The following is a 15,602-nucleotide window of genomic DNA, read 5'->3' as shown; positions in this document are numbered from 1 at the left end:
TCAAAAACGCTGCAGTCGGTGGTTGTGCAGAGGATAGCCCTGTTCACGGTAGAAGCGGAAACTCTCTCGCGCCGCTTCGCGGATGGGCGGGGCCTCCACGACGATCTCCGCGACACGCGCAAATCGTTTGAAAAAATCGGGGATGCGCAGGTCCAGATTGACCAGCAAATCCTGATGTTGCCCGGGATCGGTACCGATGCCCAATGCCACCGGGGCGTCCTGATCGTCTTCGACCGAGCCGTGGGGCACGAAGGTTTCGCCCTTGAAACGCCACAAACGGGCGTCCAGCTCAGCGCGCTGTTCGGCATCGCTGCAATGCAGGTAGATGCGATGGCCGAGGCGCCAGGCCTTGTCGGTAAGTTTGCAGGCGAAGTCCAGCCGTGCGCGCGGGTCGGCGGTAGGCAGGATGTAAAAGTCGACTTGGGTCATGAACGGTCCAGAGCGTGAAACCTGCCGGGCCGCTCGAAACGAGAAGGCCCGGCGAGTTTCGAGGGCGTTTTACACGCCTGCGCGGTCAAGCAGGTATTGGGTCAGCAGCGGAACCGGACGGCCGGTGGCGCCCTTGTCCTTGCCGCCGCTCAGCCAGGCGGTCCCGGCGATGTCCAGGTGCGCCCACTCGAACGATTTGGCAAAGCGCGACAGGAAGCAGGCCGCAGTGATGGTGCCGGCTTTCGGACCGCCAATGTTGGCGATGTCAGCGAACGGGCTGTCCAGTTGCTCTTGGTACTCATCGAACAGCGGCAGTTGCCAGGCGCGGTCGTCGGCGCGTTTGCCTGCGTCCAGCACTTGTTCGATCAGCGTGTCGCTGTTGCCCAGCAGGCCGGATGTGTGGCCACCCAGAGCAACCACGCAGGCGCCGGTCAGGGTTGCGATGTCGATGACGGCCTTTGGCTTGAAGCGTTCGGCGTAGGTCAGTGCGTCGCACAGCACCAGACGGCCTTCGGCGTCGGTGTTGAGGATTTCGACGGTCTGGCCGCTCATGGTCTTGACGATGTCGCCCGGACGGGTCGCGGTGCCGCTCGGCATGTTTTCCGCTGCGGCGATGATGCACACCAGGTTGATTGGTAGTTGCAGTTGCAGTACGGCATTCAGGGTGCCGAACACGCTGGCGGCGCCGCACATGTCGAATTTCATTTCGTCCATGCCCAGGCCCGGCTTCAGGCTGATGCCGCCCGTGTCGAACGTGATGCCTTTGCCGACCAGCACGTAAGGCTTCTCGCTTTTCTTGCCGTTGTTGTACTGCATGACGATCAGGCGCGGCGGTTGGGCGCTGCCCTGACCTACGGCGTAGAACGAGCCCATACCCAGCTCGGCGATCTTCTTCTCGTCGAAGACTTCGACTTTCAGGCCTTTATTGGCCTTGCCCAGTGCCTTGGCTTGCTCGCCCAGGTAGGTCGGGTGGCAGATGTTCGGTGGCAGGTTGCCCAGCGTGCGGGTCACGGCCATACCGGCGGCGATGGCCTGCGCGTGCTTCGCGGCGCGCTCGACGTCGGCGACGCTGGACTTGGCGGTCAGCAGGGTGACTTTCTTCAGCGCGCGAGGGTCAGCTTTCTGGCTTTTAAACTGGTCGAACACGTACTCGCCATCGGCCAGGGTTTCCACCAGCAGGCGGTTCTTGCCGTAGGTGTCACGGTTCTTGACCTTCAGGTGATCCAGCGCAAAGGCGGCATCGGTGCCACCCAGGCTTTTCAGGGTGTTCAGCACGCCGCTGATGATCTTGCGGAAGGGGCGGTCGCCCAGTTCGGCTTCTTTACCGGTGCCGACCAGTAGCACGCGTTCAGCCTTGACGTTGGGCAGGTTGTGCAGCAACAGGCTCTGGCCCACTTTGCCTGCCAGGTCGCCGCGTTTGAGCACTGCGCTGATGGCGCCGCCGCTCAGAATGTCGATACTTTGTGCAACATCGCTCAGGGTACGGCCTTCACCGACGGCAACCACCAGGGTGGCGGTTTTCAAGGTTTCTGCACTGACGCTCTTAACAACCAATTCCATGTCGGGGTCCCCGAATAAACTGTGGTTTATCGCAATATGATTGCGCGGCCCGGTGAGTGGCGATGACCTGCGACCCCGTGCTCGCGGCAAGGCCCGCAGTTTGACCCCGGCTTATGACCCCTGACAACCCCGAATAGGGACGCTCGTGCCTGCATCGGGCAAATAAAGTATCCGGCGCACGCAGTGACAGACACGATCAATCACAGGATAATGCCGCATATTTTTTCGCGGGTTCGCGTCGCGCGCGTCCTGAGTGACCCATTTCCTTGTCAGGCTGCCTGAGCGTGACGACCCTGGAGTGTCTGGTTTGATTGTCTTCCGTTACCTGTCCCGAGAAGTGCTGGTTACCTTGAGCGCTGTGAGTGCCGTGCTGCTGGTGATCATCATGAGTGGTCGCTTCATCAAATACCTGGCCCAGGCTGCCTCCGGCGCACTCGATCCAGGTGTGCTGTTTCTGATCATGGGCTTTCGTCTGCCAGGCTTCCTGCAACTGATTCTGCCGCTGGGTCTGTTCCTTGGCATCCTGCTGGCGTACGGGCGTTTGTACCTGGAAAGCGAGATGACCGTGTTATCGGCCACTGGCATGAGCCAACAACGCCTGCTGTGGATGACGCTGGCGCCTGCCGCGCTGATATCACTGTTGGTGGCCTGGCTGAGCTTTAGCCTTGCGCCGCAAGGTGCGACCCAGTTCCAGTTACTGATCAACAAACAGGACGCAATGACCGAGTTCGACACCCTGGTGCCGGGCCGTTTTCAGTTGCTGCGTGACGGCAGCCGTGTGACGTACACCGAAACCATGACCGACGACCGCATCAATCTCGGCGGCGTGTTCATCTCCGAAAAGAAGCTGGACGAGAAGAAAGACCACGGCATCACCGTGCTGGTGGCCGAGAAGGGCAAGCAGGAAATCAAGCCCGATGGCAGCCGTTACCTGATTCTGAACAACGGCTATCGCTATGACGGCAACCCCGGTCAGGCCAACTACCGCTCGATCAAGTACGACACCTACGGTGCACTGTTGCCCAAGCCGGACATCAGCGACGAAATTACCGACCGCGACGCCATACCGAGCTCCGAGTTGTTCACCGGCGAAGACTCGTTGCGCAATCGGGCCGAATTGCAATGGCGCACATCGCTGCCGATTCTTGTCTTCATCGTGACGCTGATGGCCGTTCCGCTGGCGCGCGTCAATCCGCGTCAGGGTCGGTTCCTCAAGTTGCTGCCTGCGATTCTGTTGTACATGGCCTACCTCACCATCCTGATTGCAGCGCGCGGTGCGCTGGAGAAGGGCAAGATTCCAGCAGCGCTGGGCTTGTGGTGGGTGCATGCGATCTTCCTGGCCATTGGTCTGGGACTGCTTTACTGGGAGCCTTTGCGCTTGAAACTGGCGAGTCGCCGCGCAGTGTCGGAGGTGGCTCATGGTTAAGCTGGATCGCTACATCGGAAAAAGCGTGTTCATGGCGATCATCGCCGTGTTGGGGATCATTCTGGGTCTGGCGTCGCTGTTCGCGTTCATCGACGAGATGGCCGACATCAGCGACACCTATACCTTCTGGGATGCGGGCAGTTTCGTGGTCATGACCGCGCCGCGTCGTCTGTACGACATGCTGCCAATGGCGGCATTGATCGGCTGCCTGATTGGCCTGGGTACGCTGGCCAGCAGCAGTGAGCTGACCATCATGCGTGCGGCAGGCGTGTCCATTGGCCGTATCGTCTGGGCAGTCATGAAGCCGATGCTGGTGCTGATGGTGGCCGGCCTGTTGATTGGTGAATACGTTGCGCCGGTCACCGAGGCTTCTGCCCAGGCGGCCCGTTCGCTGGCACAGGGTACTGGCGATGCACAGAGTGCACGTCATGGCCTGTGGCATCGTCAGGGTGAGGAGTTCATCCACATCAACACCGTGCAACCCAACGGCCTGCTGTACGGTGTGACGCGATACCACTTTGACGATCAGCGCCACATGCTCAGTGCCAGCTTCGCCAAACAGGCGAACTACAAGACGGATTACTGGCTGCTGAAGGATGTTTCCACCACGCTGTTCCACGAAGGCCGAACCGAAGTCGTCACGACCCCGGAAGAGCGCTGGAACATTTCCCTGAGCCCGCAGTTGCTGAGCACGGTGGTGCTGCCACCTGAATCGCTGTCGATGACCGGGCTGTACAGTTATGCGCACTACCTGGCCGATCAAGGGTTGGCGAACGGCCGTTACTGGTTGGCGTTCTACACCAAGATTTTGCAACCGTTGGTGACCGTGGCGCTGGTGTTGATGGCGATTTCGTTCATCTTCGGCCCGTTGCGCTCGGTAACGCTGGGGCAGCGTGTGTTCACTGGCGTTCTGGTGGGGTTCACCTTCCGCATCGCGCAGGACCTGCTAGGGCCGTCGAGTCTGGTGTTTGGCTTCTCGCCATTGTTCGCCGTGCTGGTCCCAGCGGGGATTTGTGCGCTGGCTGGCCTCTGGCTGCTGCGTCGGGCGGGTTGATTGCTGGATGTATGACGAAAAGCCGACTTCAGGGTCGGCTTTTTTGTGCCTGACGCCGGGTCCGCTTTCATGTTGGAGATGAACGCTGTGGGAGCCGCGTTGGTCCGGGCGGCGTTTCGACTAAAGCGGTTGACCTGGCAGTATGGAATCTTGCGCAGAGATAGCGGCGATTAGTTTTTTTTCTGCTTCGGAATCCGCACCACCTGCGTCTCTGAGTACATGTCATGCCAGCTGCGTTTCTGCTTGTCGAACAGGCTCCAGAAGAAGCCCAGCCCCACACACAGCCACGACGCAATCGCCACCACAAAGCGCAGCAGTGCCTGCCACAGGCTGATCCCGGTGCCATCCGCGTTTTGAACACGAATACCCCAGACTTGCATGCCCAGCGTCTGCCCGGCATGTGTCCAGAACTTTGCGAAGAAAGCGAACAGGGCGAACACCAGAATCGTCGACAGCAGGGGGTCGCCGTCCAGCGCGCCCGCGTCAGACAGTGCGCGCATTCTGGTTTCACCTATGATGGCGAGCCAGACCAGCTTGTAGAGAAAGGTAGTGACCATCAGCAGCGCCACGCACAGCAGCGCGTCATAGAAAATCGCAGCCAGACGTCTGCCCAGGCCAGCGGGGGGAAATTCGCCCTGGGGGCGTAACACATGTTTGGACATGGACGGTGCCTGTTCGCGAGGATACGGGCAGTGTAGGAAATCGCAGGCATAAAAAAGCCCCTGATGTTGCCATCAGGGGCTTTTCAGCTTTCAGCGATCAAGCTTCAGCGATAACTTCGTCAGCTTGCATGCCTTTCTGGCCTTGCACAGCGATGAAAGTCACTTTCTGGCCTTCTTTCAGGCTCTTGAAGCCGTTGCCCTGAATAGCGCGGAAGTGGACGAACAGATCCGGACCGCTCTCTGGAGTGATAAAACCAAAACCTTTCTCGTCGTTAAACCACTTAACGGTACCGCTCTGACGTTGAGACATTTTCTTATTCCTTGAAGCATAAATTAATGACAGCCCCTTTCACACGAAAGAGTACTGGGCTGGTTGCAGGAAGAAGAAACGTAGAGCGGGATGTAGCATTGCTTTTGGCGCTACTGCCCAGGTCACGATCCCAGCGACCTATGCAAACACAGTTAAGAGACTCTACGCTAACTCTCGCAGAAAAAACAAGCCCCGGATAAGCCCGGTTTCAGGGGCTTTCGGCCACTTTTTGAAAACTTTAACCAAGTGGCGTGAATCGATAGTTTTTGCTGTTGGAACCTATCCGAAAGTGCAGTTTTCTGACAATTTCATTGCTGTTTTTCAAGCGCCAGACTGCGGCAGTCGAACAGTGTTTTGCACTGTTGCGGTGCCGCAGTTTTTTGACGTCAAGGTCAGCCGCGGAAGTAACGTGGCGCAACGAAAGGCATTTTGCTGACTTTCATTGGCACTTTCTTGCCCCGCACGATTGCCCAGACCGGCGTCTCAAGTGCCGTGAACGCCGCGTCCACGTAGCCCATTGCTACTGGCGCGCCGAGGGTCGGGCCGAAGCCGCCACTGCACACCGTGCCGATGATTTTGTCATCGGCATCGACGATTTCTGCGCCTTCACGCACCGGGTTGCGCTCCTGTGGCAGCAGGCCAACGCGCTTGCGAGTTGCACCGCTTTGGTGCTGAGCGAACACGTGTTCAGCGCCGGGGAAACCGCCTGCGCGTTCACCATCGGCTCGGCGGACTTTGGAAATCGCCCACAAAAGGCTGGCCTGGATCGGCGTGGTGTCGGTATTCATGTCGTGACCATAGAGGCACAAACCGGCTTCCAGACGCAGCGAGTCGCGAGCGCCGAGGCCAATCGGCGCCACTTCAGGCTCGGCCAGCAGGCGGCGCGCCAGGGATTCGGCCTGATCAACCGGAACCGAAATCTCGTAGCCATCTTCCCCGGTGTAGCCCGAGCGGCTGACGAAGCAGTCGATGCCGTCGATTTGCAGGGTGACGTATTGCATGAAGATCATCTTCGCGACTTCCGGCGCGAGGCGTGCCAACGCGGTTACAGCCTGCGGGCCTTGCAGGGCCAGCAGGGCGCGCTCTTCGAACAGCGGCGTGATGTCGCACTGATCGCCGATGTGTTTGCGCAGATGCGCCAGGTCTTCGTTCTTGCAGGCTGCGTTGACCACCAGCATCAACTGATCGTTGCCCAGATTGGCGACCATCAGGTCATCGAGAATGCCGCCCGTTTCGTTGGTGAACATGGCGTAACGCTGCATGCCGACGGGCAGGTCGATGATGTCCACCGGCACCAGCGTTTCCAGCGCCTTGGCGGCGTTCGGGCCGCTGAGCAGGATCTGGCCCATGTGCGACACGTCGAACAAGCCTGCCTGATCGCGAGTGTGCAGGTGTTCTTTCATCACGCCAGCCGGGTATTGCACGGGCATGTCGTAGCCCGCGAACTCGACCATCTTGGCGCCCAGTTCACGGTGCAGCGCGTTGAGCGGGGTTTTCAACAGTTCAGTGGACATCGATGACTCCTTGAATGGGGCCTGGGCGTTGTGCACCGCAAGCCCGAAAAAAACGGGCTGAAATCAGCACTCGATAATGTTCACGGCCAGCCCGCCACGGGCTGTTTCCTTGTATTTGCTTTTCATGTCGGCGCCTGTCTGGCGCATGGTGCGGATGACTTTGTCCAGCGACACGAAGTGCTGGCCATCGCCGCGCAAGGCCATGCGTACCGCGTTGATCGCTTTCACCGAACCCATGGCGTTGCGCTCGATGCAGGGCACTTGAACCAGCCCGCCGATGGGATCGCAGGTCAGGCCCAGATTGTGTTCCATGCCGATTTCGGCGGCGTTTTCCACCTGCTGCACATTGCCACCCATGACCTCACACAGTGCCCCGGCGGCCATCGAGCACGCCACACCAACTTCGCCCTGACAGCCGACTTCGGCCCCGGAAATCGAGGCGTTTTCTTTATAGAGAATGCCGATCGCCGCAGCCGTCAGCAGAAAACGCACGACGCCGTCTTCGTTGGCGCTGTTGATAAAGCGCATGTAGTAATGCAGCACGGCAGGGACAATGCCCGCTGCGCCGTTGGTGGGTGCAGTGACCACGCGCCCGCCATTGGCGTTTTCTTCGTTGACGGCCAGTGCGTACAGGTTGACCCAATCCAGCACCGAGAGCGCATCGCGCAACGAGGCTTCCGGGTTTTGGCACAATTGACGATACAGCCTGGCAGCACGTCGTTTTACCTTGAGGCCGCCTGCCAGAATGCCTTCGTTGCGACACCCTGCTTCGACGCAGTCCTGCATCACCTGCCAGATCTTCAGCAGCCCGGCGCGTGTTTCGGCTTCAGGTCGCCAGGCGGCTTCGTTGGCCAGCATGACCTGACTGATGGACATCCCGGTGTTGGCGCAATGGGCCATCAGTTCCTTGCCGGTCTTGAACGGGTAGGGCAGAACGGTGCTGTCTTCGACGATACGGTCGGCACCCGCGGCGTCTTCATCCACCACGAACCCGCCACCGACCGAGTAATACTCGCGGCTGCGGATCTGCAAACCTGCGTCATCAAAGGCACGAAAAATCATGCCGTTGGGGTGATAGGCCAGCGGTTTGCGAATCATCGCCAAGTGCTGCTTTTCGATGAACTCGATGCTGTGCTCGCCGAGCAGGTTGATACGGTTGCTGCTGCGGATGCGTTGCAGGCGTTCGTCAACGTGCGCGGTGTCGACGGTATCCGGGTGTTCGCCTTCAAGACCCAGCAGCACGGCCTTGTCGCTGCCGTGACCTTTGCCGGTGGCACCGAGGGAGCCATAAAGCTCGACTTTGACGCGGGTCGTGGCGGAAAGCAGGTCGTCGCGGCGCAAACCTTCGACGAACCGCGCAGCGGCACGCATCGGACCCACGGTATGGGAGCTGGAGGGGCCAATGCCGATCTTGAACAGGTCAAACACGCTCAGGGACATGATTGGGCTCCTGGGGAGATTCTTATTGTGTAGCTAGGACGGGCCTTGTGGGAGCCAGCAAGCCGGCTCCCACAGGTTCAGCGCTCCCATGCAATTACATCGGAGCGCTCCAGATTGCGTGTTACGCGTAGTCTTCGATAGACGGGCAAGCGCACACCAGGTTGCGATCACCGAACACGTTGTCGACGCGACCGACTGGTGGCCAGTACTTGCCTTCGATCAACGACGCCACCGGATACACCGCTTGCTCGCGGCTGTACGGATGGCTCCACTCACCCACCAGCTCGGCCGCCGTGTGTGGCGCGTTTTTCAGTGGGTTGTCGTCTTTGTTCAGCTCGCCGCTTTCCACTGCGCGAATTTCTTCGCGGATCTTGATCATGGCGTCGCAGAAGCGATCCAGTTCTTCTTTGGATTCGCTTTCGGTCGGCTCGATCATCAGCGTACCCGCTACCGGGAACGACATGGTCGGGGCGTGGAAGCCGAAGTCGATCAGGCGCTTGGCGACGTCATCGACGCTGATGCCGCTGCTGTCTTTCAATGGGCGCAAATCGAGAATGCATTCGTGAGCGACCAGGCCGCTGGTGCCGGTGTACAGCACCGGATAGTGCTCTTCCAGGCGACGGGAGATGTAGTTGGCGTTGAGAATGGCCAATTGCGACGCGCGCTTCAGACCTTCGCCGCCCATCATGCGGATGTACATCCAGGTGATTGGCAGAATGCTTGCGCTGCCGAATGGTGCGGCGCAGACCGCGCCTTCCTTGCGCTCCATCTTGCCGTGGCCCGGCAGGAATGGTGCCAGGTGCGACTTCACGCCAATCGGGCCGACGCCCGGGCCGCCACCGCCGTGAGGGATGCAGAAGGTTTTGTGCAGGTTCAGGTGGGACACGTCGCCGCCGAACTTGCCCGGTGCACAGAGGCCGACCATCGCGTTCATGTTGGCGCCGTCGATATACACCTGGCCGCCGTTGTCGTGAATGATGCCGCAGATTTCGCGGATGCCATCTTCGAACACGCCGTGGGTCGACGGGTAGGTGATCATCAGCGCGGCGAGGTGTTCGCGGTGCTCGATGGCCTTGGCACGCAGATCTTCGATGTCGACGTTGCCGCGGGCATCGCAGGCGGTCACCACCACGCGCATGCCCGCCATTTGAGCGGTAGCCGGGTTGGTGCCGTGAGCGGACGACGGGATCAGGCAGATGTCGCGACGGTCATCGCCACGGCTTTGATGGTAGGCGCGAATGGCCAAGAGACCCGCGTATTCGCCCTGGGAACCGGCGTTCGGTTGCAGCGAGATAGCGTCGTAACCGGTAGCGGCGCACAGCATCGCTTCCAGTTCGTCGGTCAGTTGCTGATAGCCAGCGCTTTGCTCGGCAGGGGCGAAAGGGTGCAGGTTGCCGAACTCGGCCCAGGTCACTGGAATCATTTCGCTGGCCGCGTTGAGCTTCATGGTGCATGAACCCAGCGGGATCATGGTGCGGTCCAGCGCCAGGTCCTTGTCGGCCAGGCGACGCAGGTAGCGCATCAGCTCGGTTTCGGAGTGGTAGCGGTTGAAGACTGGGTGGCTGAGGATTGGCGACTGGCGCTTCAGTTCGGCAGGCAGGCGCGATTCAACGCTGTTGGCCAGCGCGGCGAAATCCGGCAGTGCCTGACCGTCGGTGGCGAACAGTTTCCACAGCACTTCGATGTCGGCTTGCTGAGTGGTTTCATCCAGCGACAGACCCAGACGCTCGGCGTCCACTTCCCGCAGATTGATCTGCTGGGCGCGTGCCTTGGCGTGCAGTTCGGCGGTTTTCGCGCCGGTGTTCAGGGTGATGCTGTCGAAGAAGAACGCTTGCTCGACGTTCAGACCCAACTGGCTCAAGCCTTTGGCGAAGATCGCGGTCAGGCGATGCACGCGGTTGGCGATGCGGGTCAGGCCGACCGGGCCGTGGTAAACGGCGTACATGCTGGCGATGTTGGCGAGCAAAACCTGCGCGGTGCAGATATTGCTGGTGGCCTTCTCGCGGCGGATATGCTGTTCGCGGGTCTGCATGGCAAGACGCAGTGCGGTCTTGCCGAAACGGTCGATGGACACACCCACCAGACGGCCCGGCATGTCGCGCTTGTAGGCATCTTTGGTGGAGAAATAAGCAGCGTGCGGACCACCGAAGCCCAGCGGCACGCCGAAGCGTTGCGCGCTGCCGATGGCAACGTCGGCGCCGAATTCGCCTGGTGGGGTCAGCAGCGTCAGGGCCAGCAGGTCAGCGGCCACTGCGACCAGCGCATTGGCGGCGTGGAAGCGCTCGACCAGTTCGCGGTAATCGAACAGATCGCCATTGCTTGCCGGGTATTGCAGCACGGCGCCGAAGAACTCGCTGACATCGCCCAGTTGGCTTTCGTCCGCCACGACCACTTCAATGCCCAATGGCTCGGCACGGGTACGCAGTACGTCGAGGGTTTGCGGGTGGCAATGGGCCGAGGCGAAGAACTTTTGGCTGCCTTTGTTCTTGCTCAGGCGTTTGCAGAAGGTCATGGCTTCGGCGGCGGCGGTGGCTTCGTCCAGCAGCGAGGCGTTGGCGATGGGCAGGCCGGTCAGGTCGCTGATCAGGGTCTGGAAGTTCAGCAACGATTCCAGGCGGCCTTGGGAAATTTCAGGTTGGTACGGGGTGTACGCGGTGTACCAGGCCGGGTTTTCCAGCAGGTTGCGCAGGATCGGCGCCGGGGTGTGAGTGTTGTAGTACCCCTGACCGATGTAGGTCTTGAACAGTTGGTTCTTGGCGGCGATGGCTTTGATGTCAGCCAGTGCGTCGGCTTCGCTTTGCCCGGTAGACAGGCCCAGTACGCTGGTGCCCTTGATCGATTCGGGGATCACGCTCGCGCTTAGGGCTTCCAGCGAGTCGAACCCCAGGGTGGCGAGCATGGCTTGCTCGTCGTCGGCACGCGGGCCGATGTGACGGGCGATGAATTCGTTGGCGGTGCTCAATTCGATGCGATCAGTCATTACGCGTTCCTCAGGCTTCGGCGTTGGCTTTGATCAGACGGTCGTAAGCGTCCTGATCCAGCAGTTGGCCGACAGCGGTAGCGTCGGAAGGAATAAAACGGAAGAACCAGCCTTGGCCCATCGGGTCTTCGTTGACCAGCTCGGGGTTGGCGTCCAGTGCCGGGTTGATCTCGACGACCTCGCCATTCAATGGCATGTAAACGCCGCTGGCCGCTTTGACCGATTCAACGGTAGCGGCTTCGGCGCCTTTGTCGTAGGACTGTAGCTCAGGCAGTTGAACGAAGACCACGTCACCCAGTGCGTCTTGCGCGAAAGCCGTGATGCCGACTGTGACGCTGCCATCCGCTTCGGCCCGCAGCCACTCGTGATCTTCGGTAAAACGCAACTCGCTCATGGAAACTCCCCAAGGTGAAAAACTGCCCGTCGTTGTCGCGAGCATGATGGGCAGGTGCTTAGCAAGTTTGCGGCCAACCTTATGCCAGGCCTGTAAATCAGGGGTTTCAGGGTGTTTTGGGATTTTTTGAAATCTGTAGTTGTAGCGAAATCGCTACAGTTTCGCGGGGTTTGAAAAGTGCTTCGGGATCAACGCCTTGTCGGCTGGGGAGTTGCGCAGGTCGTAACGATATCGTTCCGTCGTATCGAATTCGTTCCGATCGGCGCGCGAACCTGCAGGAGATTCTATGGTGGCTAATCAACCGCGTTCGCCACCAAGGCGGCTCCCACAGGTTCGGCGTCGAACTAAAGATTTGGATTCGGCGTAATTACTGTGGGAGCCGCCTTGGTGGCGAAGACGATAGGTCAGTCAGCATCGTCAGCAAGTCGGACACAGAGCATTTGTACCCAACCGTAGAATCTCCCACAGTTCCGGCGTGATCAGCGGGGTTGTGTTGGGCCATTCAGTTTTTGCTGGATATCCCGTACTTGCGCAGCCGATGGGCGATGGCTGTGTGGGAGGTTTGCAGTCGGGCAGCCAGTTGCCGGGTCGAGGGGTATTCGCCATACAGCTTTTCCAGCAGCGACTTTTCAAAGTGCTCGACCGCCGCTTCCAGGCTCTCGATTTCGCCGTCGCTTTCCCGAGCGACGGCTGTACCGGCGATGTCCAGATCGCCAATGTCCACCAGCGCACTTTCGCAAATGGCCGCCGCGCGGAAGATCACGTTTTGCAACTGACGCACGTTGCCCGGCCAGCGGTTGCCCAGCAGCGCCGGATAGGTCGCTGGCGCCAATCGGCACACGGGGCGTTGAATCTGGGTGCAGGCCTGTTCCATGAAAAAGCGCGCCAGCAGCAAGATGTCCTGACCACGCTCGCGCAGGGGAGGGACCTCCAGATTGAGCACGTTCAGGCGATAGAACAGGTCTTCACGAAACGTGCCCTCGGCGACCATCTTCTCCAGATCGCGGTGGGTCGCGCTGACGATGCGCACGTTGACCTGCACTTCCTTGTCGCCACCGACCCGCCGGAAACTGCCGTCATTCAGAAAGCGCAGTAACTTGGCCTGCAGGTAGGGCGACATTTCGCCGATTTCGTCGAGAAACACCGTGCCTTGGTTGGCTAGCTCCATCAAACCCGGTTTGCCACCACGCTGCGCCCCGGTGAACGCGCCGGGGGCGTAACCGAACAGTTCGCTCTCGGCCAGGCTTTCCGGCAATGCGGCGCAGTTCAATGCCAGAAACGGTGCACCATTGCGGGCGCTCACGGCGTGGCAGGCGCGGGCCACCAGTTCTTTGCCGGTGCCGGTTTCGCCTTGAATCAATAACGGCGCATCCAGTGCTGCGACTCGCTGGGCACGGGCTTTGAGGGTTCGAATGGGCGCGGAGTCGCCGAGCAACGAATCGAACCCTTCGGCGTGGTCGTGATGCAGGGCTGAAAGGCGCTCACCAATGCGACTGGGCAGGTACAGCGTGATCAGGGCGCCTGCGTCCGTGATCGGCGTGGCGTCCAGCAGTAATGCTTCGCCATTGAGCGTGACTTCGCGCAAAGGCAGTCGAAAGCCATTTTCCAGCAGCGCGGTTTGCAGCGCGGCATCGGCAAACAAGTCCCCGACAGCCTCGCCCGCAGGTTCGCGGCCATACAGCGCTACCAGCGCAGGGTTGGCGAGCAGCACATGGCCCGCGCTGTCCAGCGCCAATACTGGGTCGGCCATGGCCGCGAGCAGAGCATCGAGTTGCAAGTGCCGACGCTGGCCGGGAAGGATATCCACGACCTTGATCGCTTCCACCCCGCGTACGCGAAACAATCGGTCTTTCAGTTCTTCCAGCAGTTCATGGCTTAGGGTGGGCGCGTCGATGTAGACGTTGGGCGGCACCATTTCCACGGCGTCGAGGTTCAGATTCCGCGCGCCGAGAATCGCCAGCACTTCCTGAGTGATGCCGACGCGGTCGATGAACGTGACGTGGATGCGCATGGGGAGGTCGGGATGCTCGTGCCGAAGATGGGCGCGATTATGCCAGCAAACGAACATATTCCGTGCCACGGAGCAGCCCCTGTGGGAGCGAATTTATTCGCGATGCGGTTGTGCATCCGACACATCTCTATCGGCCGGACTATTTTCGCGAATGAATTCGCTCCCTCAGGGGAGGATCGACAGACCTGTGATTATTCCAAATGCTCAGGCTTCACCGGATCGCCGGATTTCATGTCCAACTGGTCGCGAATGTCTTCGAACATGGCGTCGTATTGGCCATGCATTTCATGCAGATCGGTGTTTTTGGGCAGGCCATGCTTCTCGGCAAGACGTGAGACGTCGCTGGCGAAGTTGTAGGCGAGGTCTTTGGGCAGGTCGAAGCTTTCGTTGACGGCTGTGCCGTTGATGTCGCCCTTGAGCGTGAAATGCATACCGGGGCCGGAGTCGGTCTGGCTGACTTCATAGCGAATGTGCAGATCGTAACTGACGTCATCCGGCTGCAGGGCAGGGCGAGCGATGTGCAGGTGGCCTGGTTCGAACATGTGACTGCTCCCTCAAGAAACGATGACCGTAAGGAGCAGACCGTGTGCGCTGGCCTGGGTTCAGCGCTGGACGTTCAGCGCTGACCGGAAGACTCCGGGCACTCGGCGGAGCGTGCGCCGGGTTCAGGGCGCGACCAGATCCACAGATTGACCAGCACCATGCCGGTGATCGCGAAGTAGATCCACCAGTGAGGTGTCAGCACGATCAGCATGATGACGGCACAGATGAGCATGGTGACGGTTGCACTGATCTTGGCACTGCGGGCGATGAGTTTGCCGTTGCGCCAGTTGCTCAGCATCGGGCCGAACAGGCGATGGTTTTCCAGCCAGGCACTCAGGCGGGGCGAGCTTTTGGTCGCAGCCCAGGCAGCCAGCAGGATGAATTCGGTGGTGGGCAGCCCCGGAATGAAGATCGCAATGATGCCGATGGCAAGGCTGACGTAGGCCAGAATGCCAAACAGGATGCGGGACAGTTTGCTGCCGGGCGGAGTGTGGGTCATGAGTCCTGGAACAACCGGTGAAGAGATGTTGCACGGGGCAGGCCCGTCGAAGGCCCCCAGCTTAACAAAGCCGGGGCGCCTGCGGGGCGTCATCAGGCAGGTTCAGCTTCGGCAGCCGACGTATAGGCATGTTCCAGCAATACGTTGAAGCGTTCGAAGGCGGCGATGGCGCCTTTGTCGATCTGGCGCTCCTGCTCTTCGCTGAACGGCAGTTCGTCGAGGATCCGGGTGAAACGTTTCCAGCCGTCGGCGCGACCACCGACTGGCTCGCCCAGATGACGGGCGCCGAACGTCTCGCTCAGGTTCAGGGACACAGCGCGTTTGATCAGAAAAGCAGCGCCCAGCTTCGAACCCTCCGACACGAACAGCCAGCCCAAGGCTTCGGCTTGTGAAGGTTTGTCGACGGCGCCCGCCACGGGAGCCGGGATCGGGGTGTCGAGGTCGTTCAGGTCAGCCTTGGCTTGTTCGGCGCGGCAGCGCTCTGGCAGATCGGCGATCAGGTCGACCAGTTGCGGGTCGGTGTACAGCGCTTTCAATTCCTGTTGAAACAGGTATTGGGCGGCCAGAAAACGACTGTAACTGGCCAGGGTTTCGAACGGGGCGTTGGCCTTGACGGCCTTGTCCAGTTTCTCATGCGGGGCATGGGTGATCTGGTTCAGGCGCTGCGAGCGACGAATCGAGTCTTCAGACATGGTGTCTTCCTTGGAAAAAAGAGGCCTTGTAAATAAGACGAGTGAGTCTCGAAGAACAGTAAAAAAATCGATGGGGCAAAGAGAGTTC

General features: G+C 60.1%; 14 protein-coding genes. 2 read left to right on the top strand and 12 right to left on the bottom strand.

From position 1 onward, the window contains the following. A complete protein-coding gene (locus tag ACI2KB_RS09380; RefSeq protein ID WP_404633707.1) occupies positions 1 to 429 on the bottom strand; it encodes a DNA polymerase III subunit chi in 429 nt (142 codons plus the stop codon). 69 nt (positions 430 to 498) lie between these two features. Beyond that, complete coding sequence (locus ACI2KB_RS09375; RefSeq protein ID WP_404633705.1) at positions 499 to 1,989, bottom strand: leucyl aminopeptidase; 1,491 nt, start codon at positions 1,987 to 1,989, stop codon at positions 499 to 501. A gap of 307 nt (positions 1,990 to 2,296) precedes the next feature. On the opposite strand from ACI2KB_RS09375, the gene lptF reads away from it, so the two are divergent. Both lptF and lptG read left to right on the top strand, forming a co-directional pair. Further along, on the top strand, positions 2,297 to 3,415 hold the full coding sequence (gene lptF, locus ACI2KB_RS09370) for an LPS export ABC transporter permease LptF (RefSeq protein ID WP_404634341.1): 1,119 nt from the start codon (positions 2,297 to 2,299) through the stop codon (positions 3,413 to 3,415). Further along, entirely contained in the window at positions 3,408 to 4,469 is a 1,062-nt protein-coding gene (lptG, locus tag ACI2KB_RS09365) for an LPS export ABC transporter permease LptG (protein ID WP_404633703.1), read from the top strand. Before lptF ends, lptG begins: the two co-directional genes overlap by 8 nt. 170 nt (positions 4,470 to 4,639) lie before the next feature. Here lptG and ACI2KB_RS09360 read toward each other — a convergent pair whose 3' ends face one another. From ACI2KB_RS09360 to ACI2KB_RS09315, 10 genes are all read right to left on the bottom strand, one after another. Next, positions 4,640 to 5,131: an RDD family protein gene (locus tag ACI2KB_RS09360; RefSeq protein WP_404633701.1), complete on the bottom strand. Its 492-nt coding sequence runs from the start codon at positions 5,129 to 5,131 to the stop codon at positions 4,640 to 4,642. Between the two features lie 97 nt (positions 5,132 to 5,228). Then, positions 5,229 to 5,441: a cold-shock protein gene (locus ACI2KB_RS09355; protein ID WP_010220199.1), complete on the bottom strand. Its 213-nt coding sequence runs from the start codon at positions 5,439 to 5,441 to the stop codon at positions 5,229 to 5,231. Between the two features lie 392 nt (positions 5,442 to 5,833). Continuing rightward, positions 5,834 to 6,955 carry a glycine cleavage system aminomethyltransferase GcvT gene (gcvT, locus tag ACI2KB_RS09350; protein ID WP_404633699.1) on the bottom strand — a complete coding sequence of 374 codons (1,122 nt, stop codon included), beginning with the start codon at positions 6,953 to 6,955 and terminating at the stop codon, positions 5,834 to 5,836. Between the two features lie 63 nt (positions 6,956 to 7,018). After that, complete coding sequence (locus ACI2KB_RS09345; RefSeq protein ID WP_404633697.1) at positions 7,019 to 8,395, bottom strand: L-serine ammonia-lyase; 1,377 nt, start codon at positions 8,393 to 8,395, stop codon at positions 7,019 to 7,021. 121 nt (positions 8,396 to 8,516) lie between these two features. Then, the gene (gene gcvP, locus ACI2KB_RS09340; RefSeq protein ID WP_404633695.1) at positions 8,517 to 11,375 is read right to left on the bottom strand and encodes an aminomethyl-transferring glycine dehydrogenase; all 2,859 of its coding nucleotides are present in this window, start codon (positions 11,373 to 11,375) and stop codon (positions 8,517 to 8,519) included. A gap of 10 nt (positions 11,376 to 11,385) precedes the next feature. Then, the gene (gene gcvH / locus ACI2KB_RS09335) at positions 11,386 to 11,769 is read right to left on the bottom strand and encodes a glycine cleavage system protein GcvH (RefSeq protein WP_404633693.1); all 384 of its coding nucleotides are present in this window, start codon (positions 11,767 to 11,769) and stop codon (positions 11,386 to 11,388) included. A gap of 502 nt (positions 11,770 to 12,271) precedes the next feature. Further along, positions 12,272 to 13,780 (bottom strand): sigma-54-dependent transcriptional regulator, encoded by a 1,509-nt coding sequence (locus ACI2KB_RS09330; RefSeq protein ID WP_404633691.1) that lies wholly within the window; start codon positions 13,778 to 13,780, stop codon positions 12,272 to 12,274. A gap of 191 nt (positions 13,781 to 13,971) precedes the next feature. Further along, on the bottom strand, positions 13,972 to 14,322 hold the full coding sequence (locus tag ACI2KB_RS09325) for a DUF5064 family protein (RefSeq protein WP_404633689.1): 351 nt from the start codon (positions 14,320 to 14,322) through the stop codon (positions 13,972 to 13,974). 74 nt (positions 14,323 to 14,396) lie between these two features. Continuing rightward, a complete protein-coding gene (locus ACI2KB_RS09320; protein ID WP_404633687.1) occupies positions 14,397 to 14,822 on the bottom strand; it encodes a YbaN family protein in 426 nt (141 codons plus the stop codon). Positions 14,823 to 14,914: 92 nt separating this feature from the next. Beyond that, positions 14,915 to 15,514: a biliverdin-producing heme oxygenase gene (locus tag ACI2KB_RS09315; protein ID WP_404633685.1), complete on the bottom strand. Its 600-nt coding sequence runs from the start codon at positions 15,512 to 15,514 to the stop codon at positions 14,915 to 14,917. Between the last annotated feature and the right edge of the window lie 88 nt (positions 15,515 to 15,602).

Source organism: Pseudomonas sp. NPDC088444 (assembly GCF_044900175.1).
Classification (GTDB): domain Bacteria; phylum Pseudomonadota; class Gammaproteobacteria; order Pseudomonadales; family Pseudomonadaceae; genus Aquipseudomonas.
This window is presented reverse-complemented; position numbering and strand designations above follow the sequence as displayed.

Coding starts and splice junctions, on each gene's coding strand:
- ACI2KB_RS09380 (WP_404633707.1), bottom strand. CDS start 429: ATGACCCAAGTCGACTTTTACATCCTGCCTACCGCCGACCCGCGCGCA.
- ACI2KB_RS09375 (WP_404633705.1), bottom strand. CDS start 1,989: ATGGAATTGGTTGTTAAGAGCGTCAGTGCAGAAACCTTGAAAACCGCC.
- lptG (WP_404633703.1), top strand. CDS start 3,408: ATGGTTAAGCTGGATCGCTACATCGGAAAAAGCGTGTTCATGGCGATC.
- ACI2KB_RS09360 (WP_404633701.1), bottom strand. CDS start 5,131: ATGTCCAAACATGTGTTACGCCCCCAGGGCGAATTTCCCCCCGCTGGC.
- ACI2KB_RS09355 (WP_010220199.1), bottom strand. CDS start 5,441: ATGTCTCAACGTCAGAGCGGTACCGTTAAGTGGTTTAACGACGAGAAA.
- gcvT (WP_404633699.1), bottom strand. CDS start 6,955: ATGTCCACTGAACTGTTGAAAACCCCGCTCAACGCGCTGCACCGTGAA.
- ACI2KB_RS09345 (WP_404633697.1), bottom strand. CDS start 8,395: ATGTCCCTGAGCGTGTTTGACCTGTTCAAGATCGGCATTGGCCCCTCC.
- gcvP (WP_404633695.1), bottom strand. CDS start 11,375: ATGACTGATCGCATCGAATTGAGCACCGCCAACGAATTCATCGCCCGT.
- gcvH (WP_404633693.1), bottom strand. CDS start 11,769: ATGAGCGAGTTGCGTTTTACCGAAGATCACGAGTGGCTGCGGGCCGAA.
- ACI2KB_RS09330 (WP_404633691.1), bottom strand. CDS start 13,780: ATGCGCATCCACGTCACGTTCATCGACCGCGTCGGCATCACTCAGGAA.
- ACI2KB_RS09325 (WP_404633689.1), bottom strand. CDS start 14,322: ATGTTCGAACCAGGCCACCTGCACATCGCTCGCCCTGCCCTGCAGCCG.
- ACI2KB_RS09320 (WP_404633687.1), bottom strand. CDS start 14,822: ATGACCCACACTCCGCCCGGCAGCAAACTGTCCCGCATCCTGTTTGGC.
- ACI2KB_RS09315 (WP_404633685.1), bottom strand. CDS start 15,514: ATGTCTGAAGACTCGATTCGTCGCTCGCAGCGCCTGAACCAGATCACC.